The 25,767-nt window shown below is 75.2% G+C and carries 21 protein-coding genes; 10 read left to right on the top strand and 11 right to left on the bottom strand.

The annotated features are described in order from the left end of the window. The first annotated feature begins 39 nt into the window (after window positions 1–39). The 3 genes from Sru01_RS18450 to Sru01_RS18440 all read left to right on the top strand — a co-directional run bounded on the left by Sru01_RS18450 (window position 40) and on the right by Sru01_RS18440 (window position 3,887). Entirely contained in the window at window positions 40–1,200 is a 1,161-nt protein-coding gene (locus Sru01_RS18450; RefSeq protein WP_203987679.1) for a fibronectin type III domain-containing protein, read from the top strand. After that, window positions 1,197–3,062, top strand: coding sequence for a DUF4012 domain-containing protein (locus Sru01_RS36255; protein WP_203987664.1), 1,866 nt, complete (start codon window positions 1,197–1,199; stop codon window positions 3,060–3,062). The genes Sru01_RS18450 and Sru01_RS36255 overlap by 4 nt, the downstream gene beginning before the upstream one ends. A 123-nt stretch (window positions 3,063–3,185) precedes the next feature. Then, window positions 3,186–3,887 carry an arsenate reductase/protein-tyrosine-phosphatase family protein gene (locus tag Sru01_RS18440; RefSeq protein ID WP_203987661.1) on the top strand — a complete coding sequence of 234 codons (702 nt, stop codon included), beginning with the start codon at window positions 3,186–3,188 and terminating at the stop codon, window positions 3,885–3,887. Here the strand turns inward: Sru01_RS18440 and Sru01_RS18435 are convergent. The 5 genes from Sru01_RS18435 to Sru01_RS18415 are packed head-to-tail and all read right to left on the bottom strand — an operon-like array spanning window position 3,853 to window position 9,531. Continuing rightward, entirely contained in the window at window positions 3,853–5,250 is a 1,398-nt protein-coding gene (locus Sru01_RS18435; protein ID WP_203987657.1) for a tyrosine-protein kinase domain-containing protein, read from the bottom strand. The genes Sru01_RS18440 and Sru01_RS18435 overlap by 35 nt on opposite strands. Window positions 5,251–5,253: 3 nt before the next feature. Then, the gene (locus Sru01_RS18430) at window positions 5,254–6,294 is read right to left on the bottom strand and encodes an MraY family glycosyltransferase (protein WP_203987648.1); all 1,041 of its coding nucleotides are present in this window, start codon (window positions 6,292–6,294) and stop codon (window positions 5,254–5,256) included. Beyond that, entirely contained in the window at window positions 6,291–7,289 is a 999-nt protein-coding gene (locus Sru01_RS18425; protein ID WP_203987645.1) for an NAD-dependent epimerase/dehydratase family protein, read from the bottom strand. The genes Sru01_RS18430 and Sru01_RS18425 overlap by 4 nt, the downstream gene beginning before the upstream one ends. A gap of 47 nt (window positions 7,290–7,336) precedes the next feature. Then, window positions 7,337–8,302 (bottom strand): NAD-dependent epimerase/dehydratase family protein, encoded by a 966-nt coding sequence (locus tag Sru01_RS18420; RefSeq protein ID WP_203987642.1) that lies wholly within the window; start codon window positions 8,300–8,302, stop codon window positions 7,337–7,339. Beyond that, window positions 8,299–9,531 (bottom strand): glycosyltransferase, encoded by a 1,233-nt coding sequence (locus tag Sru01_RS18415; protein ID WP_239137533.1) that lies wholly within the window; start codon window positions 9,529–9,531, stop codon window positions 8,299–8,301. The genes Sru01_RS18420 and Sru01_RS18415 overlap by 4 nt, the downstream gene beginning before the upstream one ends. Before the next feature lie 421 nt (window positions 9,532–9,952). Here Sru01_RS18415 and Sru01_RS18410 point away from each other — a divergent pair, with 421 nt between their 5' ends. Together Sru01_RS18410 and Sru01_RS18405 are read left to right on the top strand one after the other, a co-directional pair. After that, window positions 9,953–11,224, top strand: coding sequence for a hypothetical protein (locus tag Sru01_RS18410; RefSeq protein ID WP_203987639.1), 1,272 nt, complete (start codon window positions 9,953–9,955; stop codon window positions 11,222–11,224). After that, window positions 11,221–12,552: an MATE family efflux transporter gene (locus Sru01_RS18405; RefSeq protein WP_203987636.1), complete on the top strand. Its 1,332-nt coding sequence runs from the start codon at window positions 11,221–11,223 to the stop codon at window positions 12,550–12,552. Before Sru01_RS18410 ends, Sru01_RS18405 begins: the two co-directional genes overlap by 4 nt. A gap of 16 nt (window positions 12,553–12,568) precedes the next feature. Here Sru01_RS18405 and Sru01_RS18400 read toward each other — a convergent pair whose 3' ends face one another. The 4 genes from Sru01_RS18400 to Sru01_RS18385 are packed head-to-tail and all read right to left on the bottom strand — an operon-like array spanning window position 12,569 to window position 17,261. Beyond that, entirely contained in the window at window positions 12,569–13,666 is a 1,098-nt protein-coding gene (locus tag Sru01_RS18400) for a glycosyltransferase (protein WP_203987633.1), read from the bottom strand. Further along, the gene (gene asnB / locus Sru01_RS18395; protein WP_275412185.1) at window positions 13,648–15,597 is read right to left on the bottom strand and encodes an asparagine synthase (glutamine-hydrolyzing); all 1,950 of its coding nucleotides are present in this window, start codon (window positions 15,595–15,597) and stop codon (window positions 13,648–13,650) included. The genes Sru01_RS18400 and asnB overlap by 19 nt, the downstream gene beginning before the upstream one ends. 27 nt (window positions 15,598–15,624) lie before the next feature. After that, window positions 15,625–16,539, bottom strand: coding sequence for a sulfotransferase family protein (locus Sru01_RS18390; RefSeq protein WP_203987627.1), 915 nt, complete (start codon window positions 16,537–16,539; stop codon window positions 15,625–15,627). A gap of 23 nt (window positions 16,540–16,562) precedes the next feature. Then, window positions 16,563–17,261, bottom strand: a complete 699-nt coding sequence (locus Sru01_RS18385) for a class I SAM-dependent methyltransferase (protein WP_203987624.1) — start codon at window positions 17,259–17,261, stop codon at window positions 16,563–16,565. Window positions 17,262–17,597: 336 nt separating this feature from the next. On the opposite strand from Sru01_RS18385, the gene rffA reads away from it, so the two are divergent. Both rffA and Sru01_RS18375 read left to right on the top strand, forming a co-directional pair. After that, the gene (gene rffA / locus Sru01_RS18380) at window positions 17,598–18,752 is read left to right on the top strand and encodes a dTDP-4-amino-4,6-dideoxygalactose transaminase (RefSeq protein WP_239137532.1); all 1,155 of its coding nucleotides are present in this window, start codon (window positions 17,598–17,600) and stop codon (window positions 18,750–18,752) included. After that, a complete protein-coding gene (locus tag Sru01_RS18375; protein WP_203987621.1) occupies window positions 18,752–19,522 on the top strand; it encodes an N-acetyltransferase in 771 nt (256 codons plus the stop codon). Before rffA ends, Sru01_RS18375 begins: the two co-directional genes overlap by 1 nt. Before the next feature lie 47 nt (window positions 19,523–19,569). On the opposite strand, the gene Sru01_RS18370 is transcribed toward Sru01_RS18375, so the two are convergent. After that, window positions 19,570–20,538 (bottom strand): glycosyltransferase family 2 protein, encoded by a 969-nt coding sequence (locus Sru01_RS18370; protein ID WP_239137531.1) that lies wholly within the window; start codon window positions 20,536–20,538, stop codon window positions 19,570–19,572. 107 nt (window positions 20,539–20,645) lie between these two features. On the opposite strand from Sru01_RS18370, the gene Sru01_RS18365 reads away from it, so the two are divergent. From Sru01_RS18365 to rfbB, 3 genes are read left to right on the top strand one after another with little or no spacing between them, the layout of a single operon-like run. Further along, window positions 20,646–21,077: a GtrA family protein gene (locus Sru01_RS18365; RefSeq protein ID WP_203987618.1), complete on the top strand. Its 432-nt coding sequence runs from the start codon at window positions 20,646–20,648 to the stop codon at window positions 21,075–21,077. Continuing rightward, window positions 21,074–22,141 carry a glucose-1-phosphate thymidylyltransferase gene (locus Sru01_RS18360; protein WP_203987615.1) on the top strand — a complete coding sequence of 356 codons (1,068 nt, stop codon included), beginning with the start codon at window positions 21,074–21,076 and terminating at the stop codon, window positions 22,139–22,141. The genes Sru01_RS18365 and Sru01_RS18360 overlap by 4 nt, the downstream gene beginning before the upstream one ends. Continuing rightward, window positions 22,138–23,112: a dTDP-glucose 4,6-dehydratase gene (gene rfbB, locus Sru01_RS18355; protein ID WP_203987612.1), complete on the top strand. Its 975-nt coding sequence runs from the start codon at window positions 22,138–22,140 to the stop codon at window positions 23,110–23,112. The genes Sru01_RS18360 and rfbB overlap by 4 nt, the downstream gene beginning before the upstream one ends. A 253-nt stretch (window positions 23,113–23,365) precedes the next feature. Here rfbB and Sru01_RS18350 read toward each other — a convergent pair whose 3' ends face one another. Then, the gene (locus tag Sru01_RS18350) at window positions 23,366–25,606 is read right to left on the bottom strand and encodes a hypothetical protein (RefSeq protein WP_203987609.1); all 2,241 of its coding nucleotides are present in this window, start codon (window positions 25,604–25,606) and stop codon (window positions 23,366–23,368) included. Window positions 25,607–25,767 lie beyond the last annotated feature (161 nt).

Raw genomic sequence — 25,767 nt, 5'->3', positions numbered from 1 at the left:
CCGGACCTGCACGGGCCGGCTCGCGGGGGGAGATTCGTCATGATGGTCTTGCGCGGCGTTCCGCTGGCGCTCGCGGTGGCGCTCGCGGCCCTGCCGGCGCTCGGCACCGCCGGGCCGGCGGCCGCGGCCGCCGCGGCGGGCCGGCCGATGGCGGTCCCGGCGCAGCCCTACCCGCCGGTGCCGCCCACGGTGCGGGCGCCGCGGAATCTGACCTGCACCCGCACCTCGCCGACCACGGTGACGGTGGCCTGGCTCGCGCCGCTGGAGACCGCCGGGCTGGCCGGGTACAACATCACCCGCCTGTGGCCGGGCGAGTCGCTGCTGATCACGCTCGGCAACGTGACGTCCTACATCGACACCGTGGACCCGGCCACCGGCTACACCTACTTCGTGCAGTCGCGGTACACCGGCGGCGAGACCTCGACCTGGACCGGCCCGTGCTCGGTGCCGCCGGTGGGCGCGGCGGGGCGGGGGAACGCCGCCGGGACGGCGACGCCCGGCCGGACCACTCCGGCCGGGGCGCCCGGAGCGCAGGCCGCACCGGCCGCCTCGGCCGTCCCGCAGCGGCCGGCAACCGGCGCGGCCGGGACACCCGGACCGGGCGGAGCCGCGCGTGCCGGCGCCCAGGCGGGCCCGGCGGCCACCGGCACCACCGGCTCGGGTACGGCCGTTCCAGGCGCGACCGCGCCTGGCGCCTCCGCTCCGGCGGCCGGCGGGTCCGGCGCGGCGGCGTCGACCTCGACGGCCGCCGGCACCCTGCCGGCGGCGAGCGTGCCGGGAACCGGAATGGCCGGTGTCCCGGCCACGGGTGCCGCCGCCGCGGCCGGCGGTTCGACCGCAAGGCTCCCCGGGAGGGTCGTTCACCGGCTGGACGGCAGCCCCGCCGCCTTCACCGGCGATGCGGCGGCCGGCGACCAGGAAGTGATCCAGGCCGACCGGCTGCTCGGGCAAGAGGAGCAGGCGAGCGGTGGCGGCGGCCGGGCCGGTGAGCGGGCGCCCGGAGGCGGATCCGGTGCGCAGGCGCCCGGCGGGCCTGCGGGGACGTCCCCGGCCGCGCGGAGCACGCCCGGCGCGCGGCTGCCGGTGACCGGCGCCCCGCTGGCGGCGCTGGCCGTTCTCGGCGGCACGCTGCTCATCGCGGGCGGCGTCGCCTTGGCCTCCACCCTGCGCCGCCCGTCCCGCGGCCGGCTGTTCCGGTGACCGGGCCGGGCCGGGAGCACACCGCGGCGGGCGCGCACCCGCCGGCCGCGGACGACACCCTGCCCGGCGCGCCGGTCCCGCCCGGGATCGGGACCCGGGCCCGCACCGGCGGCCGGTGGCGGCGGGTGGTGCTCGGCGGGCTCGCCGCGGCCGGCCTGGCGGCACTCGGCGCGGGCCGGGCGGCGCACCTGGCGGTGGACACCCGCGACCACCTGGAGGCGGCCCGCAGCGACCTGATGCGGATGCGCGTCGCGATGGCGGCCGGCGACACCGAGCGGATGGGCGCCGCGCTGGCGAGCGCCCGCGCGCACGCCACCGAGGCGCGCCGGCTCACCGGCGGGCCGACGTGGTGGCTGCTCGCGCGGGCGCCGGTGGCCGGCGACGCGGCGACGACGGTGCGCGGGCTCGCGGTGGGCTCGGCGGAGCTGACCGGCGTGCTCGCCGACGTGCGGCGGGCCGGCGCGGTGTTCCTCACCACCCGCAGGCACTCGCTCGGCGACGTTCGCCAGCTGCTGGCCCAGCTCGCCGCCGCCGCCCCGGTGCTGGACGCCGGCACCGCCCGGCTGGCCCGCACCGGCGCCGACCTGTCGGAACTGCCCGCCCGCACCGGCGTGGACTCGGTGGACCGGGCGCTGGCCTCGGTGCGCCGCGAGGTGGCCGGGCTGCGCGACCGGCTCGGCGACGCCGCCACCGCCGCGGCGCTGCTGCCGCCGATGCTCGGGCACGCCGGCCCGCGCGGGTACTTCCTGGCGTTCCAGACCAACGCCGAGGCTCGCGGCACCGGCGGGCTGGTGGGCGCCTACGGCATCCTGGCCGCCGACCGGGGGCGGGTCACCGTGCGCGGCCTGGCCGCCGACGACCGGCTGGCCGGCAGCCCGGTGCCGGTCGTCGACCACGGCCCCGCCTTCCAGGCCCGCTACGGGGCGGACGCGACCCGGCTGATGTCCATCTCCAACCTGTCGCCGCACCTGCCGTACGCGGCGCGGACCTGGACGGGACTGTGGGAGCGCACCACCGGCCGCCGGCTGGACGGCGCGGTGGCCATCGACCCGGTCGGACTGTCCTACCTGCTGGAGGTCACCGGCCCGGTGACGCTGCCCGGCGGGGAGAAGGTGACCGCGGGCGGGGTGGTGGACCTCACCGAGCGGGTGGCCTACGAGCGCTATCCCGACCAGCGGGCGCGCAAGCGGTTCCTGCTCACCATCGCCGAGGCCGTCGCCGGCCGGCTGCCCCGGACGTTCGCCCGGCCGTTCCGGATGGTGCCGGTGCTGGCACGGCTGGCGGGGGAGCGCCGCCTGCAGGTCTGGAGCCGGCACGACGCCGAGGAGCGGCGGCTGTCGCCGACCCCGCTGGGCGGGGTGCTGCCGGAGACCCCGGGGCCGTACGCGCAACTGGTGGTGAACAACTCCGCCGGCGGCAAGCTGGACTTCTACCTGGGCCGCACGCTCCACTACCGGCTGCGCCGCTGCGCGGGCGCCGAGCGGCGCACGACCGTGCGGGCCCGGCTGGTCAACGACGTGCCGGCCGGGCCGCTGCCCGGCTATGTCGCCGGCCGGCTGGACGCGCCGGGCCGGGCGCACGTCCCGGGCGCCAACAAGCTGTGGGTGTCGCTGTACGCGGCGGTGGGGGCCCGGCTGCGGGCGGCCCGGCTGGACGGCGTGCCGGTGAATCTCATCGCCGAGACCGAGCGGTCGCATCCGGTGTTCTCGGCGGTGCTGGAGATGGCGCCGCGGCGGGCGCGCATCCTGGAGCTCGACCTGGTCGAGCCGTATTCGGCGGCGGCCCCCGCGGTGCCGGTGCAGCCGCTGGCCCGGCCGCAGCTCACCCGGATCGCCGACGACCGGTCCGGCTGCCCGCGCTGAAACCCCAGCAGGCCGCTCAATGGCGTCATATCTGTCATCTCCGGAATCCGGAGTATGTGCGGAGAGAGTAAACGGCGCGCGTCGCGCCCCGGCCCCCGGCCCGGTCCCGGTTACCGTGACCTCATGGACCGTGCTCCGCTGCCAGGCGAGCCCGGCGGGCCGCCGCCGGGCGGCCGCGCGGCGGGCGGTCCGGCAGGTCCGGCAGGTCCGGCCCCATCGGACGGCGACGGGCCCGCCCGGTTCGGCATCCTGTTCGTCTGCACCGGCAACCTGTGCCGGTCGCCGATCGCCGAGCGCCTCACCCGGGCCGCGCTCGGCCCGGACTCGCCCATCGTCGCGGCCAGCGCGGGCACCGACGCGGTGGACGGGGCGCCGATGAGCACACCCGCGGTCCACGTGCTGCGGCAGGCCGGCGCGGACAGCGACGGCTTCGCCGCGCGGCGGCTCACCGCCGGCATCGTGCGCGAGGCCGACCTGGTGCTGACGGCCGCCCAGTCGCACCGGGCCCGGGTGGCCCGGCTGCATCCGCGTGGCGCCGGCCGCATGTTCACCATCGTGGAGTTCGGCACGCTGGCCGCCGCGGTGGACGCCTCGACGATCACCTGTCACGCCGACCCGGTGGCCCGGGCCGGCGCGCTGCTGGCGGCCGTGCGGGCCCGGCGCGGGCTGGTCCAGGTGGAGCAGCCCGACATCCCGGACCCCTACGGGGCGCCCGCCTTCGCCTACCGGCTGACCGCCCGCCGGCTGACCGACGCGCTGCGGGTGCCGCTGGCCCTGCTCACCGCGCCGGTCACCCGCCGGCGGCCGGCATCGGCTCCTTGCTGAGGTCGGACTCGTACCCGTAACGGGCGCCCGCGCTGTAGCCGTACCGCTCGTCGGCCTTGGGCGGCACGAAGTTCAGCACCGTCCCGACGGTCCGGGCGTGCACCGGGTCGAGCAGCTCGCGGGCGCGGGTCAGGTGCCCGCGCCGGGTCATGCCCATCCGGCAGACCAGCAGCACCTCGTCGCAGATGGCCGACAGGGCGGCGGCGTCGGTGACCGGCAGCAGCGGCGAGCTGTCGAAGATGACCATGTCGTACTGCGCGGTCAGCCGGGTGACGAGCTTTCGCATCGCCTCCGAGCCGAGCAACTCGCTGGGGTTGGCCGGCACCTGGCCGCTCGGCAGCACCGCCACCGGCGGCTCCCCCTCGCCCCACGGCTGGACCACGTCCTCCAGGGCGGCCTCGCCGATCAGCACGTCGGTGAGCCCGGCCGCCCCCTCGATGCCCAGATAGGCGGGCACCCGCGGCCTGCGCAGGTCGGCGTCCACCAGCAGCACCCGCCAGCCGGCCTGCGCGAAGACGATCGCCAGGTTGGTGGCCGTGGAGGTCTTGCCCTCCTCGGGCAGGCAGCTGGTGACCACCAGGGCCCGCGGCCGGCGGTCCACGCCGAGGAACTGCAGGTTGGTGCGCAGCGCGCGGAACGCCTCGGCCCGGGACGAGGCGCCCTCCTGCCGCACGACCAGCGGGTTGCGCTCGGCGTCGCGCTCGCGCGGGATCACCCCGAGCACCGGCGCTCCGGCGACGGCGTGCAACTGCTCAAGCGAGCGGATCCGGGTGTCCAGCCGCTCGCGGAGCAGCAGCGTGCCGTACGCCCCGATCAGGGCGAGCAGCATCCCTACCACCAGGTTGCGCACCGGACGGGGGCTGATCGGCGCCGCCGGCGGCTGGGCGGAGTCCACCACGGTGACCCGCACCCCTGAGCGACCCTTACGGTCGGGATGCTCGATCTCCCCGACGGTGTGGATGAACGTGGTCGCCAGGTCGTTGGCCAGCCGGGCCGCCCGGGCCGGGTCGCCGTCCACCACGGTGACCCGCAGTAGCGAGGTCAGCGGGATCGCCTCGGCCTTGACGCCGGCCACGCCGTGCCCCGGGCCGTCCTTGGCGAGGACCTGGCCGACCACCCGGCGGCTCATCAGCAGGTTGGCGTAGGACTGCACCTTCTGCTGGGACAGCCCGATCGCCTGCAACTCGCTGTAGACGTTCCCCTTGCTCTCCTCCTTCCCCGTTATCAGCAGCGTGAGCGATGCCTGATAGCTGGGCGGGGTGTTGGCGGTCACGACCATCGCGGCGACCGCGCCGATGAGCAGGGCGGGCAGCAGCAGGAACCAGTACCTGCGCGCCAGCCTCACGTGAGAGATCAGGTCCACTGATCATCGCCTTTCGCTGATGTCGAACGTAGGGGTGTGGGAGAGGTCCGGATCCGGGGCGCGCAGCCGCCGCGCCAGGACGACGAGCACCGCCGCGACGCCGATGCCCGCCGCCGTGGTGACCGGCGGGGACAGCCGGCCGGTGACCATCGCGAAGTGCGCCGTCCCCGCGATCGCGGCCGTCCCGGCCAGGGCGAGCGCGACCTGCCGCTCGCCGAACCCGGCCGCGCGCAGCCGGTGGGAGAGGTGGTCGTGACCGCCCTGCAGCTGCGACTGGCCGATCCGGGCCCGGTGCCAGACGACCATGACGGTGTCCACCGTGGCCACGAAGGTGGGCAGCAGCAGCCCGCCGAGCGCCGCGACGGGCGGCTGCCCGTCGGTGAGCAGCACGGCCGAACAACTGAACAGGAAACCGGCGAACAGCGACCCGCAGTCCCCGAGGAAGATCTTCGCCGGCGGCCAGTTGTGCAGCAGGAAGCCCAGGCAGGCGTAGCACAGCGCGGTGAGAAGCAGGCCGGGCCCGGGCCGGCCGGTGGCGAAGGCGGCGGCGGCCAGCAGGGCCGCGCTCACCGTGAGCACCGAGGCCAGGGCGCCGTCCATGTTGTCGAGGAAGTTGAACGAGTTGGTGAGCAGCACCACCCACAGCAGGGTGACCGGGCCGTCGGCCCAGCCACCGGTCAGCGGGACGCTCACCCCGTTGAGCACGACGCCGGTGGCCGCGGCGCCCTGCACCGCCAGCTTGGTCACCGGGGACAGCGGGCGCGCGTCGTCGATCAGGCCCACCAGCCCGACGATCAGCGCGCCGCACACCACCGCGGCGATGCGGCGCTCGGGCAGGCCGGCGACCAGCGGCAGCGGGACCAGGGCGCCGAGCGCGAGGGCCACGCCGCCGAGGTAGGGCACCGGCCGCGGGTGCCGCTTGTGGCCGCCGGTCGGCCGGTCGATCATGCCGAGGCGCCAGGCCAGCCGGCCGAGCGGCCGGACCGCCGCCGCGCTGAGCGCCAGCGCCGCGAGGGCGGCCGCCAGAAGGCTCGCGGTGTTCACCGGGCCGGCGCCTTCAGCTCGTCGCGGGCCTCGGCCAGGGTCTCGGTGAGGATGTCGGGCAGGGTGCGCCGCGGCATCCACCCGGTGAGCGCGCGCAGTTTGGCGGTGTCGGGCACCCTGCGCAGCATGTCCTCGAAGCCGGCCTCGTAGGCCTCGGCGTAAGGGATCTGCTCGATGCCCGCCGTGGTGCCGGTGCGGTCGATGATGCACTTGGCCAGCTCCATGATGCTGACCTCGTGCGAGGACCCCACGTTGAAGGTCTCGCCGACCGCGTCCGGGTGGTCCAGCAGGCGCAGCAGGGCGTCCACCACGTCGGCCACGTGGGCGAAGCAGCGGGTCTGGGTGCCGTCGCCGAACACCGTCAGCGGCTCGCCGCGCAGCGCCTGGCGGACCAGGCGCGGGATCACCATCCCGTAGGCCGGACTCTGCCGCGGGCCCACGGTGTTGAACAACCGCACGATGACCGTCGGCAGGCCGCGCTCCTTGTGGTAGGCGTTGGCGAGGATCTCGTCCACCGCCTTGGAGGTGCTGTACGCCCAGCGGGCCACCGCCGGGCTGCCGAGGATGCGGTCGGCGGTCTCCGGCAGCGGGCCGGTGGAGTTCTTGCCGTAGATCTCGCTGGTGCTGGTGATGAGGATCTTGCGCCGGTAGCGGTGCGCCGCCTCGATGACGATCTCCGAGCCGCGGATGTTGGTGGTCAGCGAGCGCAGCGGCTGCTCGACGATCAGCTTCACCCCGACCGCGGCGGCCAGGTGCACCACGACGTCGCAGCGGTGCACCAGCTCGTCGACCATGAGCTCGTCCAGCACCGACCCGTGCACGAACCGCAGCAGCGGATGTGCCGCGACGTGGTCGATGTTCTCCAGCCGTCCGGTCGACAGGTTGTCCAGGACCACCACCGAGTCACCGCGGGCGAGCAGCGCGTCGGTCAGATGCGACCCGACGAATCCGCTGCCGCCGGTGATGAGATAGGTCTTCCCGGCCGTTGCGTTCACGGCTACTCCTATGGCGTGCGAAGGCGGATGCGGGACGGTAGGCGCGGTCACCGGCCGGCGTTGAGCCGCCGGTCCGGCAACGGCCGGGTGAAGGTCTCGAACCAGGCGACCGTGCGGCGCAGCCCCTCCTCCAGCGGGACGGCCCGCACCTTCGGGAAGAGCTCGCCCAGCCGCCGGGGCGAGGACCTCGACTCGCGGATGTCGCCCGGCCGGGGCGGCCCGAACTCCGCCGCCACCGGCCGGCCGAGGACGGCGGCGAGCGCGTCGCGGACGTCCAGCAGCCGGGCCCGGGTGCCGAAGGCCAGGTTCACCGGGATCGGCGAAGTGACCCGGCGGAGCACCGCGTCGGTGATCACGTCGGTGACCGACGAGACGTAGGTGAAGTCACGCGACTGGGAGCCGTCGCCGTGCACCGGCACCGGCTCGCCTCGCAGCGCGGCGGCCACGAACGCCGGCACCACCGCCGCGTAGGCGTGGTCGGCCGGTTGCAGCGGGCCGTAGACGTTGAAGAACCGGAAGGCCAGCACCGGCAGCCCGAAGGTCGCGGCGTAGGCGAGCGCGTAGCACTCCGCGGCGAGCTTGGCGGCGCCGTACGGGCTCAACGGCCGGGTGGGCAGGTCCTCGTGCTTGTACTCCGCCGCGCTGTCGCCGTACACCGAGGAGGAGGACGCGACGATCAGGTGCGGCATGGTCGTCCGGCACGCCTCCAGCACGTGCAGCGTCCCGGTGGCGTTGGCGGCGTGTGACGCCAGCGGGTCGGCGATCGAGCGCGGCACCGAGGGCCGGGCCGCCAGGTGCACCACGGTGGTGGCGCCGGCGACCAGCTCGGCGAGCGGCCCGGCGTCCAGCACGCTGCCGAACACGAAGTCGGCGTCCACACCGGCCAGGTTGACCAGGTCGCCGCTGCTGAGGTCGTCCAGCACGGTGACCCGCTCGACCTCGGGCCGGGCGGCGAGCGCGCGGCACAGGTTGGCGCCGATGAAACCGGCGCCACCGGTCACCAGTACCCTCATGCCTTCACCTCCGCCCGCCGCCCGGTCCCACGGCGGCCGTCGACGGCCGCGACGGCCCGGTAGAGGGCCTCGGTGTCGGCGACCAGGCGCCTGGTGGAGAACCGCCCGGTCGTGAAGCGGCGGCCCTCCTCGCCGAGCCGGTGGGCCAGGGCCGGGTCGGCGAGCAGCCGGACCACCTGCCGGGCCAGCTCGCCGGCGTCCGTGCCGGCCAGCAGCCCGGTCCGGCCGTCCAGCACGACCTCGGCCACGCTGCCCACCCGGGTGGCGACGACCGGGACGCCGGCCATCCCCGCCTCGATCAAGGTCAGCGGGGTGCCCTCGCTGTCGGAGGTGAGCAGTACCACGTCGGCGGCGGCATAGACGGTGTGGGTGTCGGCCCGCCAGCCGAGGGGGAGAAAGGCGCCGGGCAGCGCGGCGGCGGCTTGGGCCACCAGGCCGGCCAGCTCGCCGCCGCCGCAGACGACGAAGCGGCAGCCGGGCACCTCGGGCAGCACGGCGCGTGCGGTGGCGATCAGCCGGTCCGGGCGCTTGATCCTGGTCAGCCGGCCGACGAACGCCACGACCGGCCCTTCCTGAGGGAGGCCGAGCGTGGCGCGGGCGGCCGACCGGGTGGCGGTCCGGTCGCATCGCACGCCGGGCGGGATCACCACGTACTGCTCCGGCCGGCCGACGCCGGCCGCCAGCAGCTCGTCGCGGACCCGCTCGCCGACGCTGACCAGCCGGTCGGTGACCGAGGCGAGCCGCCGCTCGGTCCAGACGTAGGCGCGTAGCCGGTGCCCGGTGAAGTGACCGTGCAGCAGGTGCCCGTGGAAGGTGTGCACCCGGGCAGGGCGCACGCCGGACAGCAGCGCAGCGATCCGGCCGAGCGCGCCGGCCTTGGCGGTGCGGGTGTGCACGACGTGCGGGCGGAAGCGGCGGATGGCCGCGGTCAGGTGGGCGAGCGCGCGCAGGTCGTCGGTAGGCCGGATGGACCGGCCGAGGCCCGGGACGTGGTGGACGCCGGGCGCGCCCGGACCGGCCGGGGCGCGGCGCAGCAGGAGGTCGTCGAACTCCTCGCCGTCGACCTGGCCGGTGTAGAGCCGGTGGTCGAACTCCTCGCGGTTCAGGCCGCGCAGGATGCCGGAGATCTGTGTCGCCGGGCCCCCCACGTTGAGGCGCGCGATTATCTCCATGACCCGAATGCGGCCGTCCGGCGGCGCGGCGGCTTCTCGGGCATTGTGCCTGGTCACGCCCTCGAACCTAGCCGCCGGATTCTCGTATTCCCCGGTTCCGCCGCGAGCGGCGTGAAAGTGTTTCCTTATTCGGTACTTGGTCATGAGCTTCCCGGTGCCATTTCCCGGACGGGTGGGCGGACCGGAGCGCGTGGCGGCTTTTCCGGGGAGGCGATCCCGATATAAGCGGAATTGTGCGCCGGATATATCGACCGAGGTCACGGATGCGATACCGTCGGCGCGCCGCCGGTCGGCCGAGTCCGGGGGAGCGGCGGGGAAAGAAAGACCAGGCCCGGGTCATCGTCGCGTCAGCCAGGTGTGGTCCCGCGGCCCGGGCGGAATGCGCGGAGGTTAGCGTCTGGCGAGGTGCTCGGCCTGGCCGGAATCCGGCCCCCGGCCGGTCGTGCCGAATTGGCGAGCCGGCGGGAGGCCGAACCCCATGGAAGTGCTGATCGTCATCGTGCTGGCGATCGTCGTGGTGACGGTGGCGCGACGTGGCGTGGACGCGTCCCAGGCCCCCAGGGTGGTGCCGGTGATCCTGGCCGCCTACCTCGCCCGGCTGGCCGCCCTGTACCTGCTGCAGCGCAACCAGCTCCTCGGCTACGGCGGCGACAACCTGGGCTACGAGCGCCTCGGCATGATGGTCGCCGACCGCTGGCAGCGGGAGGGCCTCTCCTTCGTCAGCGCCGACGACATGCCGGAGGTGCTGTCGGTGGCGGTGCCGGCCAACGTGTTCGCGCTGGTCATCACGCTGAACGGCGGCCTGGCCACCCTGGGGTGCACCGCGGTGGTCGCCGCGCTCGCCTGCGTGCTGTGCGTGGTCGTCTACCGCTTCGCCCGGCTGGTCGGCGCGGACGCGCCGGCCGCCTTCCGGCTGCTGGCGGTCACCGCGTTCATGCCGTCCTTCCTGCTGCACACCGCCGACACCTACAAGGACGGCTTCAACGCGCTGTTCACCGTGGGCGCGCTGGCGCTCGGTGTCTCGATGACCCGGCGCTTCGCGCTGTGGAAGCCGCTGGCCATCGCGCCGCTGCTGTGGGCGCTGTGGTACGTGCGCCCGTACATGGTGTTCACCTGCGTGCTGCCGCTCGCGCTCGGCGTCAGCGGGCTGCGGCGCCTGGTCTCGCTGCGCACGACGGTGCTGGCCGTCACGGCCCTGCTCGGCGCGCTCCTGCTGGCCGGGAGCGCCGTACCGGGCCCGGCGGTGCAGAGCATGGAGGCGCAGCTCGACACCGGGCAGTCGGACATCGTGCGCCACAACCACCAGGCCAAGGGGTCGGGTGTCCGCTTCGACGACGGCGGCCGGGCGTGGGGCGAGCTGCACACCAAGGTGCTGTACACGTTGCTGTCCCCGTTCCCGTGGACCCCGGGCAGCCGGGTGCTGCAACTCGGGAAGATCGACACCTGCGTGTGGTACGTGCTGTTGGCCTACGCGGTGGCCGGGGCCCGCCGGCTGTGGCGCCGCGACCGGGCGGTGCTGCTGGTCCTGCTGCTGTTCCTGGTGCCCACCACCGTGGCCTTCGCCACCGGCATGGCCAACATCGGGCTGACCTTCCGCCAGCGAATGCCGATCGTGATGGTCGCCAGCCTGCTGGCCGCCGTCGCCTGGACCAGAGAACGGGACGGGCACCCGGTGCCGCCGGCCGGCCCGCAGGCGCCGCCCGGCGGGCAGGCGCGGCCGTTCGTGCCCCGCCAGGCGGCGGCCCGGTGACGATCCCGGCCCGCGGCGTCGCGCGCACCGTCGCGCGCCGCGCGCTGCGGGTCGTGCTCGCCTCGGCGGCCAACGTCCTGATCGCGCACGCCCTGCGCCCGGACGGGCGCGGGCACTACGCGGTCATCACCACCGTCGCCTTCACCGGGATCGTGATCGGCCACTTCTCGGTGGAACGCACCCAGATATCGCTGTGGGAGCGCGCGGAGCGGCGGCAGGCCCTCAGCGTCAACGCGCCGGCCCTGGGGCTGGCCGCCGGCACCGCCGCCGCCGTGCTCGGCGGGGTGCTCGCCCTGCTCGGCGCGCTGCCCGCCCGCCCGGCGCTGCTACTGGTGGCGTTGCTGGCCGTGCCGTTCGGCGCGGTCACCGTCAACCTCACCGCCATCGCCCTGCTGCGGGCGCGGGTCGAGCTGGTCAACCGCAGCGCCATCGCGGCCGGGGCCGTCCAGTGCGGGTCGGCCGCGGTGCTGGCCGCCACCGGGCGGCTGACCCTGCCCGCCGCGATCCTGTGCTGGACCGTGGCCATGATCGTGCCCGCGCCGTTGCTGGCCCGGGCGCTGCGCCCGCTCCCGCCGCGGGCCTTCGACCCGCGGCTGGCCCGCCACCAGCTCCGGGTCGCGGCCCGCTACCACCCCGGGCTGGTCGCCTTCCACCTGCTGCTGATCATCGACGTGCTGCTGCTGCACGCCCGCCACTCGCCCGCCGCGGCCGGCGTGTACGCCATCGCCGTCGGGTTGCTGGAGCTGACCCGGATCCCCGGCGAGTCGGTGGCCCAGGTCGCGCTGGCCCGCCAGGCCGCCGACGACCTGCCTGCCGCCGCGCTGCTCACCGCGCGGGCGGTGCGGCTCGGCGTGGTGCTGTCCTGCTGCTCGGCCGGGCTGCTGGCCCTGGCCTCCCCGCTGCTGATCCCGCTGGTGTACGGCCGGGCGTTCGCCGGCGCGGTCGCACCGCTGGCCGTACTGGCTCCGGGCATGGTCGCGCTGATCGCGATGCGCCCGCTGGAGCAGCACCTGGTGCGGCTCGGACGGCCGGTGCTGATGACCTCGATCGCGCTGGCCGCGCTGGCCGCCAACGTGCTGCTCAACCTGGCGCTGATCCCGCCGCTCGGCGCGACCGGCGCGGCGCTGGTGTCCTGCGCGACCTACATCTGCATGGCGGTGGCGGAGGCCGCCTGGTTCCTCGGGGCCACCGGGCTGGCCGCCCGGGAGTTGCTGCCCCGCCGCGCCGACCTGGCCTTCGCCGGCCGGGCGGTGCGCGCCGGCCTGCGCCGTGCCGCAGAGCGGCGCGTCCCCCGGCGGGCGGCCGCCGAACGCGACCCGGTGCGCTGACCGGCGGGCCGCCGGATCACCGGCCCCGTGCCCGCCGCGCCCCGGCCAGCTCGTCGTACAGGCGGTCGAACCACCGCGCGGTGTCGGCGATGTCCAGCCCTTCTCCGCTGCGGCGCGCCGCCGCGGCCAGCCGGTCGCGCACCGCGGGCCGCATCGCGCGCAGCACCGCCCCGGCCAGTGCCCCCGGGTCGCCCGGTGGCACCAGCAGACCGTTCTCGCCGTCGGTGACCAGGTCGGGCAGCCCGCCGACCCGGGTCGCCACCACCGGCACGCCCGCGGCGAACGCCTCCATCACCACCACCGGCAGTCCCTCGGAGCAGGAGCTGAGGACCAGCAGGTCCGCGGCCGCCACCAGCCGGGCGGCGTCCGGGACCAGGCCGAGCAGCCGCACCCGGTCCAGCCCGAGCGCGGCGACCCGGCCGCTGATCCGGGGCAGCAGCGGCCCGGTGCCGGCCAGCAGGAACAGCGCCCGCGGGTCGGCCGCCGTCACCCGCGCCGCCGCCTCGACCAGCGTCGCATGATCCTTGACCGGGTGGAAGTTGGCGACGTGCGCGACGAGGCACGCGCCGTCCGGCACGTCCAGCTCCTTGCGGATCACCGCGGCCTCGGCCGCGTGCCGCCGCTGCGCGGCCAGGTCCACCCCGTGCCGGCGGACCGAGACGCCGCGCCGGCGCCGGGCCGTCGCGCACCGGGCGATCTCCTCCGACACCGCGACGGTGTGGTCGTCCAGCCGGCGGGTGGCCCGGTCGGCCAGCAGGACGGACCGCCGGTGGGTCACCAGGTGCACCGTGGACACCAGCGGCGGCCGGCGCCGTCCCGGCGGCAGGCCCAGCCGCAGTACCACCGCCGGCAGCGGGGAGTGGCAGTTCACCACGTCGGGTCGCAGCCGCCGCACCACGCCGGGCAGCAGCGCCAGGCGCAGCGCCCGCGGACGGGCGGTGAGGTCGACGACGGCCACCCCGGCCGCGCGCAGCCGGTCGATCAGTACCGGGGTGGCCGCCTGGAGGCAGACCACGGTGTAGCGCTTGCCGGGCGGGGCGGCGCGCAGCCGGGCGACCAGCAGCGTCTCGGCGCCGCCGATGTCCAGGGTTTTGATCACTTCGCAGACGTGCACGGCGTGCCGGCTCCCGGGTCCGGTGGCGCGGGGAATCCGGGCGGGACGTCACCGGGGGCCGGGCGGCCCGCGTGCGCCCGGTGCCAGAGCTCGAACTGCAGCAGCGTCCACAGCCGTACCGCGTGGTCGGCGCCGGCGGCGTGCGCGTGCAGCATGCCGCGCACCACCTCCGGTCGGAACAGGCCCCGCTCGCGCGCGGTCGCGTCGGTGAGCAGGTCGAAGGCCGGCTCGCGCAGCGGGCCGCGCAGCCAGTCGGCCAGCGGCACGCCGAACCCCTGCTTGGGCAGCCGGAGCACCTCGGCCGGCAGCCAGGGCGCGAGCGCGTGCCGCAGCAGCGCCTTGGTGGTACCGCCGCGGATCTTCCACCGGGGCGGCAGCGCGGCGGCCCACTCCATCAGCCGGTGGTCCAGGAACGGGGACCGCGCCTCCAGGGAGTTGGCCATCGAGGTGATGTCCACCTTGACCAGCAGATCACCCGGCAGGTAGGTGGCCAGGTCCACGCTCAGCGTCCGGTCCAGCGCGGTGCGGGCGCCCGAGCGGTGCGCGGCGTCCTCCAGCAGCCGGTAGCTGTCGACGCCGGCCAGCGCGGCACGCAGCGGACCGGTGTACAGCTCCATCTTCTGCGCCTGGGTGAAGGCGGCCATCAGCCGCGCGTAGCGGCGCGGCGGCGGCTCGGCGGCGAACTGGGCAAGCCGGCCGATCCGCCGGGACCGGGAGGTGCGCTCGCCGCGCGCAGTGATCGCGTCACCGGCCCGGCCGGCCAGCGCGGCCAGCGGTCCGGGCAGCGCGGGCAGCAGGCCGGCCTTCCCCATCAGCACGTAGCGCTGGTAGCCGCCGAACGACTCGTCGCCGCCGTCGCCGTTGAGCACCACGGTGACGTGCTCGCGGCCGAGCCGGGCCACGTAGAAGCTCGGGATCGCCGAGGAGTCGGCGAACGGCTCGTCGAAGTGCCAGGCCAGCCGGGGCACCACGTCCAGCAGGTCGGTGGTGACCACCAGCTCGTGGTGGTCGGTGCCGTACCGGCGGGCCACCAGGCGGGCCTTGTGCCGCTCGTCGTAGCGGCCGTCCTCGAAACCGATGCAGAAGGTGCGGACCGGGCCGGAGACCTGCCGGGCCATCGCGGCGACCACCGCCGAGGAGTCGATCCCCCCCGACAGGAAGGCGCCGACCGGCCGGTCGCTGACCAGCCGGATCCGGGTGGACTCCAGCAGCAGCTCCCGCAGCCGCGCCGCCGCCTCCCGCGGGTCGCCCGGCGGGCGCGGGGTGCGGTCCAGTTCCCAGTAGCGGCGCACCGACACCGCGCCGTCCTGCCAGACCAGCAGGTGGCCGGGCGGCAGTTTGCGCACCCCCCGGTAGATCGACAGCGGCGCCGGGACGTACTGCAGGGTGAGGTAGTGGTGCAGCGCGACCGGGTCGATCTCCCGCCGCAGCTCCGGGTCGCAGGCCAGCGACTTCAGCTCCGAGGCGAACGCGATCGAGCCGCCGCCGGCCCGCCAGTAGAGCGGCTTCTTGCCGACCCGGTCGCGGGCCAGCAGCAGCCGGCCCCGGCCGCGGTCCCACACGGCGAAGGCGAACATGCCGCGCAGCCGGTGCACCAGGTCCGGGCCGTGCTCCTCGTACAGGTGCACCAGGCATTCGGAGTCGCCGGTGCCGCGCAGCCGGTGGCCGCGGCGGGCCAGGTCGGCGCGCAGCTCGGCGAAGTTGTACAGCTCGCCGTTGAACACCGCCACGACCTGGCCGTCCTCGCTGTACACCGGCTGGTCGCCGGCCACCAGGTCCAGCACCGCCAGCCGGCGCATGCCGAGCGCGGCCCGCCCGTCGGTGTGGAAGCCCTCGCCGTCCGGGCCGCGATGCCTGATCACCGCGCACATCCGCCGCACCAGCTCCGGGTCCGGCGGGCCAGCGCCCACGATCCCCGCGATCCCGCACATCGCTTCCCCCTCGTGCCGGGCCGGCGGTCAGGCCGGGTAGCCGAGCTGGCGCAGCCGGTGGCCGAGCGACCGGTCCAGCACCGCGAGCTGGCGCGGGGTGAGATCCCGGCGGAAGGCCTCGGCGCGGCCGGCGGAGATGGGCTGGCGGGCGAAGCGCCGCTCGAAATCGGTGGTCCAGGGCAGGCCGAGGAACTCGGTGATCACGTCCACCTGCTTGCGCGGGTCGGCGAGCAGGTCCTCGTAGCGGACCTCCAGCCACAGCCGCGCCGGGACGCCGGCCCGGCTCATCTCGAAGGCGTCCATCAGGATCTTCCATCCGATGCCGGCCAGGTGCACCAGGCACCGGCCGCCTTCGTGCCACTCCTCGGCATAGGAACGGGGCAGCGGCCCGTAGTCCCAGGACGCCGGGCCCAGATGGCCGCGCCACCAGGACATCTGCAGCCAGGAGTTGGCCACCGCCCGGCCGTCCCGGACGATGTGCACGAACCGCGCCTCGGGGAACACCTCGTGCAGGAACCCGGCCCGGGGCCAGCCGGTGAACTTGTGCAGGTAGTGCCGGACGCCCTCCGCGGCGGCCCGCCCGGCGAAGAACTCGCGCGCCCGCCGGGCCAGCCAGGGGGTGACGTCCTCGGCGAGCAGGTCGCGGAACGGGTCTGAGATCATCGGGGAGATCTCCCGGGCCATCGCGGCCTGCGCCTCGGCCGGCCGCACCCGCCGCGGCGGGAAGCCCGGCGGCAGCCGGCGGTGGGCGGCGGTGCCGAGCCGGCGTAGCGGCGCGGGCACCCGGCGCAGGTGGTCGTCCAGATTGGTGGGGAACCCCGCGTCCGGGTGGCGGGCCAGCACGTCGAACAGCAGCGTGGAGCCGCAGCGCCCGGTGCCCAGCACGAAGCCGAGGCCGGGCCCGCCCGGCGTGCCGGGCGCGGGCGGTGGCGGGTGGTGCATGGCGGTCCCCCTCGAAAGGACGGTCAGTCCGGGCGGTGCGCGCGGACCATGATCGACACGCCGGGCAGCGCGGAGACCGGCAGGTACCGCTCGGCGGCGATCACCGTGCGCAGCGCGGCGTTCAGCAGCGGCGGCACCTCGCCGACGTCGTTGCCCGAGCACCGCCGCCGGCGCCAGGCGACCACCGGCTTCATCAGCACGTTCCAGCTCCACATCCGGTCGATCACCAGCTCGGCGCCGGTGAGCACCTGCCGCAGCGACGGCCGGGTGTAGCGGCGGAAGTGCCCGCTCACCACGTCGTGCTCCGACCACAGCGCCATGTCACACGGCACCGCCAGCAGCAGCCGCCCGCCCGGCCGCAGCACCCGGACCAGCTCGGCGGCGGCGGCCGCGTCGTCCTCGATGTGCTCCAGCACGTCGAACGCCAGCGCCAGGTCGAAGTGCCCGTCCGGTAGCGGCAGGTCGCAGGCGTCGGCGTGGATCGCCCGCAGGCCGCGCTCCTTGGCCAGCTGGACCGCGGTCTCCGAGGCGTCGACGACCAGCGGGTCCCAGCCGTGCCGCACGAATACGCGCGCGTTGCCGCCGCCGGCGCCGCCGAGATCCAGCGCCCGGCCGGGACGGTCCAGCCGGCGCAGCTCGCGCGCGATGATCGCGCGCCGCTCCTGGAACCACCAGTGCCGGTCCTCCAGCTCGACGGTCCGCTCGATCAGCGTCGCCTCCATGGGCCCCACCTCCGAAAGAACACAGGTACACGGGCCGGGCACCGCCCGGAGTCCGGCACCCGGGCCGCTGCCGAACCGGGGCCGGTCGCTGACCGCACCTTTACCGCCCATCGGGCCGCGCATCGGGCCGCCCCCGCCGCTCCCGGATCGCCCGGAACCGCCGCGGCGCCGCCTGCCGCGCGGGCGGCCTGTCCCGCGGGCCGCCGCCATCCCACCGGAGGGCCGCGAGATGGCGCGCGGCGCGGGTATCTGGGCGGCGCCTGCGTTGCGCAAGAACTTGTCCAAGCACGGCCGTCGCGCCCCGTCGTGCCGCGGCGGCTGGTGTTCATTGACGCTGTGACCTCTTCGAACATGACCCAGATCCCCTTCCATCGCCCGTACGTGGCCCGCGACCAGCTCGCCTACGTCACCGACGCCATGCACCGGCCGTGGACCTCCGGGTACGGCCACTACGGGGAACGCGCCGTCCACCTGCTGCGCGAGGTGACCGGCGCGCCGCACATCGTGTTGACCACCTCGGGCACCACCGCGATGGACCTGGCCGCGCTGGCGTTCGACCCGCGGCCGGGCGACGAGGTGATCGTGCCGTCGTTCACCTTCGTGGCGACGGCCAACGCCTTTGTGCTGCGCGGCGCGGTGCCGGTGTTCGTCGACTCCCGGCCGGACACCCTCAACATGGACGAGGACCGGATCGAGGCGGCGATCACCGGCCGCACCCGGGCCATCGCGGTCGTGCACTACGCCGGGGTGGCCTGCGAGATGGACCGGATCATGAAGATCGCCGAGCGGCACGATCTGGCGGTCATCGAGGACAACGCGCACGGCCTCGGCGGCACCTACCACGGCCGGGCGCTCGGCTCGTACGGCCTGCTGGCCGCGCAGAGCTTCCACGCCACCAAGAACATCCAGTGCGGCGAGGGCGGCGCGGTGCTCACCGCCGACGCCGGGCTCGCCGAGCGGGCCGAGATCCTGCACGACAAGGGGACCAACCGCCGCCAGTTCTTCCGCGGCCAGGTGGACATGTACCGCTGGGTGGACCTCGGGACCGCGTTCGCGCCGTCGGAGATCCTCGCCGCGCAGCTGGTCGCCCAGCTGGAGTCCTACGACCTGATCCAGTCGCAGCGCCGGTCGCTGTGGCTGCGATACCACGAGGAGCTGGCCGACTGGGCCGCCGCCCAGGGCGTGGCCCGGCCGGGGGTGCCCGACGGGTGCGAGCATCCGGCGCACATCTACTACCTGCTGCTGCCCGACCTGGCCAACCGGCAGGAGCTGATCGCCCACCTGCGGGCCCGCGGCATCCAGGCGATCTTCCACTACTCACCGCTGCACAGCTCCCCGGCCGGCCAGCGGTTCGGCCGCACCGCGCCCGGCGGCTGCCCGGTCGCCGAGAGCGCCGCCGACCGGCTGATCCGGCTGCCGCTGTACGCGGGGCTGGAGGACGACGCCCAGAGCCGGGTGATCGAGGCGGTCAAGACCTTCCGGGTGACCTGATGGCCTGGCAGGAGGTGATGGCCGCGCCGGAGGTGCGCGCCTGCCCGTCCCCGCACGACACCGCCAGGTTCGGCCGGCCGGTCGAGCGGCTCACCGTGCCGGACGGCAGCGCCCCGGAGGCGTTCGCCCAGGTGCGGGCGGCCGTGCTGGACTCCGCCGCGGACGTGATCATCCTGCGCTACCCGGCGGACCTGGCCGGCTGGGCCGCCGGGCTGGCCGCGCTCGGCCGTACCGTCCTGCTGGCCGACTCGCTGGTCTACTGGCGGCTGCCCGCCGGCCGCGGCCGCGCGCCCGATCCGCTGCCCGGCCTGCGGGTCGCCGAGCCCCGCGACCCCGCGACCGCCGAGCGGCTGGCCGCGGAGATCTTCGCCGGCTACGCCGGTCACTACCTGGCGAACCCGCTGTTCGACCCGGCCGGCGCCGAGGCCGGCTATGCCGAGTGGGCCGGCCGGTCGGCCGCGGCCGGCGACTGCCTGACCGCCGTCGACCGCTCCGGGACGTTCGGGCTCGCCACCGTGGCCGAAGACGGGCCGCGCACCGAGATCCTGCTGGCCGGAGTGGTGCCCGGCCGGCAGGCCCAAGGGCTGTACGCCCACGTGCTGCGCGCGGTGGAGGAGCGCGCGCTCGCCGGCGGCGGCACCGAGGTGGTGATCTCCACCCAGGGCCACCACACCCGGGTGCAGCGGGCCTGGGCCCGCTACGGCTTCGAGCCGGTGAGCACCTTCTACACCCTCCACCTGGTCCGCCCCGGCCTCCTGCCCGCGACCTGACCCGGCCGGGCCGGGACCGGCGCCCGGCCGATCCCGGCCCGGCCGGGTCAGACCGATACCGAGGAGCCGATGCGTTCGCGGATGACGTAGGTGGGGCGGCCCATGCCGCTGGCGTGGATGCGGCCGACGTACTCGCCGAGCAGGCCGACCGCCATCAGCTGGGCCGAGGAGAACAGGGTGATCATCGAGGCCAGGCTGGTGAAGCCGACCACGGTGGTGTTGCCGACCGCGAAGCTCCACAGCACCACCGCGCCCATCACCAGCCCGAACACCCCGACCATGAAGCCCAGGTAGCTGGCCACCCGCAGCGGGATCGTGCTGTAGCCGAACAGCATGTTGGCGGTGTGCCGGACCAGCATGCGCAGCGTGTAGGTGGACCGCCCGTCGCGGCGGCGGTCCATGTGCACGCCGACCGAGCCGACCCGGGTGGTGGCCCAGGACAGTGCCACGTCCACCGAGGCGTGCGGCCCGGCGAACCGGTCGAAGCCGTGCCGCAGGTGGGTGCGGAAGGCGCGGAACGCGCTGATCATCCGGGCGGACCGGATGCCCAGCATGCCGGACATGCCGGCCTTCACGGTCCGGGAGACGAGGCTGCGCACCGCGCCGTGCTCCTCCTCGTGCGGCAGCCCGTAGACCAGGTCCAGCCGGTCGCCGGCCAGCGCGGCCAGCAGCAGCGGGATCTGCTCGGGCGGGTGCTGCAGGTCGTCGTCCATCGTGACGATGACGTCGTGCTCGGCCTCCCGGATGCCGGCCACCAGCGCGTTGTGCTGGCCGTAGTTGCGGGACAGGTGCACGGCGCGGACCGCGGGGAACCGGCGGGCCAGCGCCGCGGCCACGCTCCAGGTGTCGTCCGGACTGCCGTCCACCACCAGGATCACCTCGTGCGGCACGGCCAGCGAGCGCAGCACCGCCACCGATCTGGTCACCAGCTCGTCCAGGGTCCGCGCGGACCGGTAACACGGAATGACGACCGACACCGACATCAGTTCCCCCGCTGTTCGCCGTTCATCCGGCATTGGCCCATTAAGCTATTCGTGAGATGACTGTCCGACCGCGATTCGGGGGAATTCGTATGGTCGAAACCGGTAGTCGGACCGGTCGCGGCCGGAAGACGTATTCGCGAGTGCGGCACCTGACCCCGGCGCTCGGCGGCCACCTCATCACATACCTGGTGAGCGGCGGGGTGACCGCGCTGCTCTACTACGCCATCCTGGCCGCCGGATTGCATATTTTTCGGGATTCGGTTTCCTATCTTTGCGTAGTCGTTGCCAGTCATTTCATCACATTGGTGGCCGTGTATCCCTGGTATCGCCTGGTGGTGTTCCGTGGCGGCCGGAAATCATGGATCGCCGGATATCTGCGTTTCTACGCGGTGGGGCTGGGCTTCCTGGCCTGCTCGCTCGCCGGGCTGCCGCCGCTCGTCGGGGCCGCCCACCTGCCGGTGCTGGCCGCCCAGGCGGTGGTGCTCGTCGGGTTCGTCCCGCTGAACTACCTCACCCACCGGTTCTGGACCTTCCGTGACCGGCGGCGAGACCCTGGAAAGGACATGACGTGAAGGCACTCGTCCTGGCGGGCGGCAAGGGCACGCGGCTGCGGCCCCTGACGCACACCTCCGCCAAGCAACTGGTCCCGGTCGCCAACAAACCGGTGCTCTACTACGGGCTGGAGGCGATCCGGGACGCCGGCATCCGCGAATGCGGCATCGTCGTCGGCGACACCGGCGCCGAGATCCGCGCCGCGGTGGGGGACGGCGCCCGCTTCGGCCTGGAGGTGACCTACATCGAGCAACCGGCCCCGCTCGGCCTGGCGCACTGCGTGCTCATCGCCGGCGACTTCCTGGCCGGCGACCCCTTCGTCATGTATCTGGGCGACAATTTCCTGGTGGGCGGCATCGGCGGCCTGGTGGAGGCGTTCACCCGCGAGGCCTGCGACGCGCGCATCCTGTTGACCCGGGTGGCCGAGCCGCAGTACTACGGGATCGCCGAGCTCGGGCCGGGCGGCGAGATCCGCGCGCTGCAGGAGAAGCCCGAGCACCCGCGCAGCGACCTGGCGATCGTCGGCGTCTACGCCTTCTCCCCGGCCGTGCACCGCGCGGTCCGCGAGATCCGCCCGTCCGCGCGCGGCGAGCTGGAGATCACCGACGCCATCCAGTGGCTCATCGAGAACGGGCACACCGTGCGCTCGCACATGGTGAGCGGCTACTGGAAGGACACCGGCCGCCTCCAGGACATCCTGGAGTGCAACCGCATGGTGCTGGAACGCGTCGAGCCGGGGGTGGCCGGCACCGTCGACCGGCTCAGCGAGATCACCGGGCGGGTGGTGGTCGAACCGGGCGCCGTGGTGGAGAACTCGGTGCTGCGCGGCCCGGTCGTGGTCGGCGCGGACGCCAAGATCATCTCCTCCTACGTGGGGCCGTTCACCTCGATCGGCGCCGGCTGCGTGCTGCAGAACGCCGAGATCGAGTACTCCATCGTGCTGGACGGCTCGTCGGTCGACGGCGTCTCGCGCATCGCGCACTCGCTCATCGGCCGCAACGTCGAGGTCAGCCGGGCGGCGGGCGTGAGCAACACCCACGAGCTCATGGTCGGCGACCACAGCCGGATCCAGGTGAAGGTGTGAAGGTCCTGGTCACCGGCGGCGCCGGTTTCATCGGGTCCAACTACGTGCGCTCGCTGCTGCGCGGCGCCTACCCGGGGTACGAGAACGCGCACGTCACCGTGCTGGACCGCCTCACCTACGCCGGGAACCTCGCCAACCTCGCCCCGGTGGCCCGCCACCCCGGCTACGCGTTCCGCTACGGCGACGTCACCGACGCCGCGCTGCTGGCCGAGACCGTCCCCGGGCACGACGTGGTGGTCAACTTCGCCGCCGAGACGCACGTCGACCGGTCGATCACCGGCGCGGGCGACTTCGTCACCACCAACGTGCTCGGCACCCAGCGGCTGCTGCAGGCCGCGCTGGAGGGCGGGGTGCGCACCTTCGTCCAGGTGTCCACCGACGAGGTGTACGGGTCGATCGCGGCCGGCGCCTGGACCGAGGACGAGCCGCTGCTGCCGAACTCGCCCTACTCGGCGGCCAAGGCCGGCGCCGACCTGCTGTGCCGCGCCTACCACCGCACCCACGGCCTGGACGTGCGGATCACCCGCTGCTCCAACAACTACGGGCCCTACCAGTACCCAGAGAAGCTGATCCCGCTGTTCGTCACCCGGCTGCTGGACGGCGAGCGGGTCCCGCTGTACGGCGACGGGATGAACGTCCGCGAGTGGCTTCACGTCGACGACCACTGCCGGGGCATCCAGCTGGTGCTGGAGAAGGGGGAGCCGGGGCAGGTGTACAACATCGGCGGCGGCGTCGAGCTGACCAACCGGGAGCTGGTCGATCGGCTGCTGGCCGCGGTGGGCGCCGGCTGGGACAGGGTGGACATGGTGCCCGACCGGCCCGGCCACGACCGCCGGTACGCGGTGGACAGCGGCCGGCTGCGCGCCATCGGGTTCCTGCCCGCCGTCGGCTTCGACCGGGGACTGGCCGAGGTGGTCGGCTGGTACCGCGACCACCAGGCCTGGTGGCGGCCCCTTAAGCGCGGCCGCTGAGTCCGTCCGCTGAGTCCGTCCGCTGGGCCCGGCCGCCGGGGTCCGGCCGACGAGGGCCGGCTCCCGGTCCCGGCCACACTCCGGCGGCCCTGGTCCGGCGGACCGGTCGTGGCGCCCGCGGGTCCGGTCGTCCCGCCCGCCGGCCCGGGGCCGGTGTCCGGCCTGGGGTCCGGGTCCGTAATCGCGGCCCGGCGGTCCCGGTCCGGTGGTCACCGGGACCGGGCCGCCGGCGCGGCCGGTCCGGTGACCACCTTCAGGACGCCGGACCGGGTACCTGGTAGACCGCCCAGTCGCCGGCCCGGAGCCGGAAGCCGGCCACGTCGCCCAGGTGGACGCCGGGCGGCAGGTAGCGCTCGTCGGCCACCAGCCAGCGCACCCGGTACTCCTGGCGCAGCCGGTCCACCGCGGCCGGGGTGGGGTCGGCGAAGACCGTGTCGTTCAGCGCGATCCGCTGCCGGTCCCAGTGCGGCCGGTGCTCCAGGATCTCCCCGGGTCGCCAGCGGGCGAGGTTCGGCGTGGCGTACGTCCAGCCCTCCACCAGCACCCGGCGCTCGGCCAGCGCCGACAGCCAGTACTGCCGGCTGTCGCAGGGGTTCTCCACCCCCCACCGGCAGTACACGTTGGTCGCCACCACATCGCCCGGACCCGAATGGGCGCGCAGCCAGCGCGCCACGGCGAGCGCGCCGCCCGGCACCAGCTCGGGCGGCGGCCGGTGGTCCTGGTACATCCGCGGCTCGGCGCCGGGGTGGGCGAGCAGCCACACCCGGGCCTGCCAGGCGCCGAGCGAGCCCGCGCCGACCGCCGCCGCCACCAGCAGCGCCCACGGGCGCGGCCGCTCGCGCAGCGCGAGCATCCCGCCGGCGGCGAGGGCCGCGACGGCGGCCAGCACCAGGTACGGCAGGAACACCAGGCCGCCCTGGCCGGGCGGCACCGGCACCCGCACCCCGCAGATCACCCGGATCCCCACCGCCGCCGCCAGCCCGCCGGCCGCCGCGCACGCCGCCGCGACCGCCGGGATCCGCTCGCGGCGCAGCAGCACGCCGAACCCCAGCGCGGTCATGATCGCCAGGTACGGGGTCACCGCGTGGTAGAAGTACGCCTGGTTGAACGCGCCGGTCGCGGTGCCGAGGAGCAGCGTCGCCGCCACCCCGGCGGCCCCCATGCCGAGCAGCAGCACCACCTCGGGCCGGCGGGCCACGGCCGGCCGGCGCAGCAGGCCGAGGACGCCGCACCAGGCCATCGCGCACCCGGCGGCGAAGATCAGCGTGACGCCGAGCACCGGCGCCGACAGCGGCAGGTCGGTCCGGCCGCCGAGCCCGGCGAGCATGCCCCAGGTCCGCCGGGCCACCGACAGCGGGACGACCACCAGCCCGTTGCGCGTGCCGCCGAACAGCACCAGCTGGGCGAACAGCAGGCCGCCGGCGGTCATGCCCAGCGCGCCGAGCACCGCCCGGGACGGCGGCCGGCGCCGGAGCAGGTCCAATCCGGCCACCGCGGCCAGTCCGGCGGCCAGCACCGGCAGGTAGGTCGCCTTGGCTCCCATGACGGCGGCCAGGAACGCCGCGAGCAGCACCCAGCAGGCCCGGCCGGCGCACCGGCCGGCGAGCAGGTCGGTCACCAGGAGCACGACCGGGACGAACAGCATCGCGCCGAACGTCGTGCTCGGGCTCGGGAACGGCAGGTAGGGAACGCCGGTGAACATGACCAGGCCGTTGGCGTTGGCGTACAGGCTGGGCAGCGCCAGGAAGAGCGCGCCGAGCACGCCGAGCGCCCCGCCGGCCCGCGAGCCGGTCACCCGCCGGGCGAGCAGGCCGAGCAGCAGCACGTACACCGCCGCCACCGGCAGCATGCCGAGCCGGGCCAGCAGCACCAGCGGCTCGGTCCCGGTCAGCCAGCTCGCCGCGCCCAGGTGCGCGGCGAAGAACCAGTGGTAGAGCAGCGGCTCGCCGGCCACCGTCGGGGTCTGCGGCGGCAGGTGATGCTTCAGTTCGGCGACCAGCCCCAGGTTGAAGGGCAGGTCGAACTGCGCGGTGCCGAGCGCCGGCCAGGTGAGCGGAGTCGACCGGAAGGACAGCAGCGCGGTGCTCGCCAGCAGGTAGAGCAGGATCGCGGCCAGGAACCACGACCAGCGGGCCGGGGCCCGGCGGGCCGGCGCGGCGCGCCAGTGCCGGCGCAGCCCGGGCACCAGCAGGAACACGGCGCAGGTGAGCAGCGGCCAGCCGGCGACCAGCATCGGCGCCCCGGCGGCCCGCGCGGCGGCGTAGACCGGCAGCTCGACCGCGTAGCCGAGCGCGGTGCCGAGCGCGATCTCCTCGCCGAGGGTGCGCCGGCCCCGGTACAGGGCGCGCACCAGCAGCGTGCCCGGCAGCGCCAGCCCGAGGATGGCGTACCCGGCGAACGCCGCGATGTCCCGGGGCGGGGTGCCGTAGCGGAGCAGCACCGCGACCGTCGCGGCGAGCACCACCGCCGCCGGTGTCCAGCCCGAGCCGAGCATCCGCCGGCCGGTCCCGGACGGCCACCGTCTTCCGGACGGCCACCGTCTTCCGAACGGCCACCATGTCCCGGGCGGCCGTCGTGTCCCGGGTGCCGGCGCGGCGGTGCCCGGCGGACGGTCGGGTGCGGCGGTGGTGCCGGTCGCGGCGGCGGTGGGTTCGC

This window comes from Sphaerisporangium rufum, assembly GCF_016863395.1.
GTDB lineage: Bacteria > Actinomycetota > Actinomycetes > Streptosporangiales > Streptosporangiaceae > Sphaerisporangium > Sphaerisporangium rufum.
Note: the sequence above shows the minus strand (reverse complement) of the source record. Positions and strands in the feature narration are given on the sequence as shown.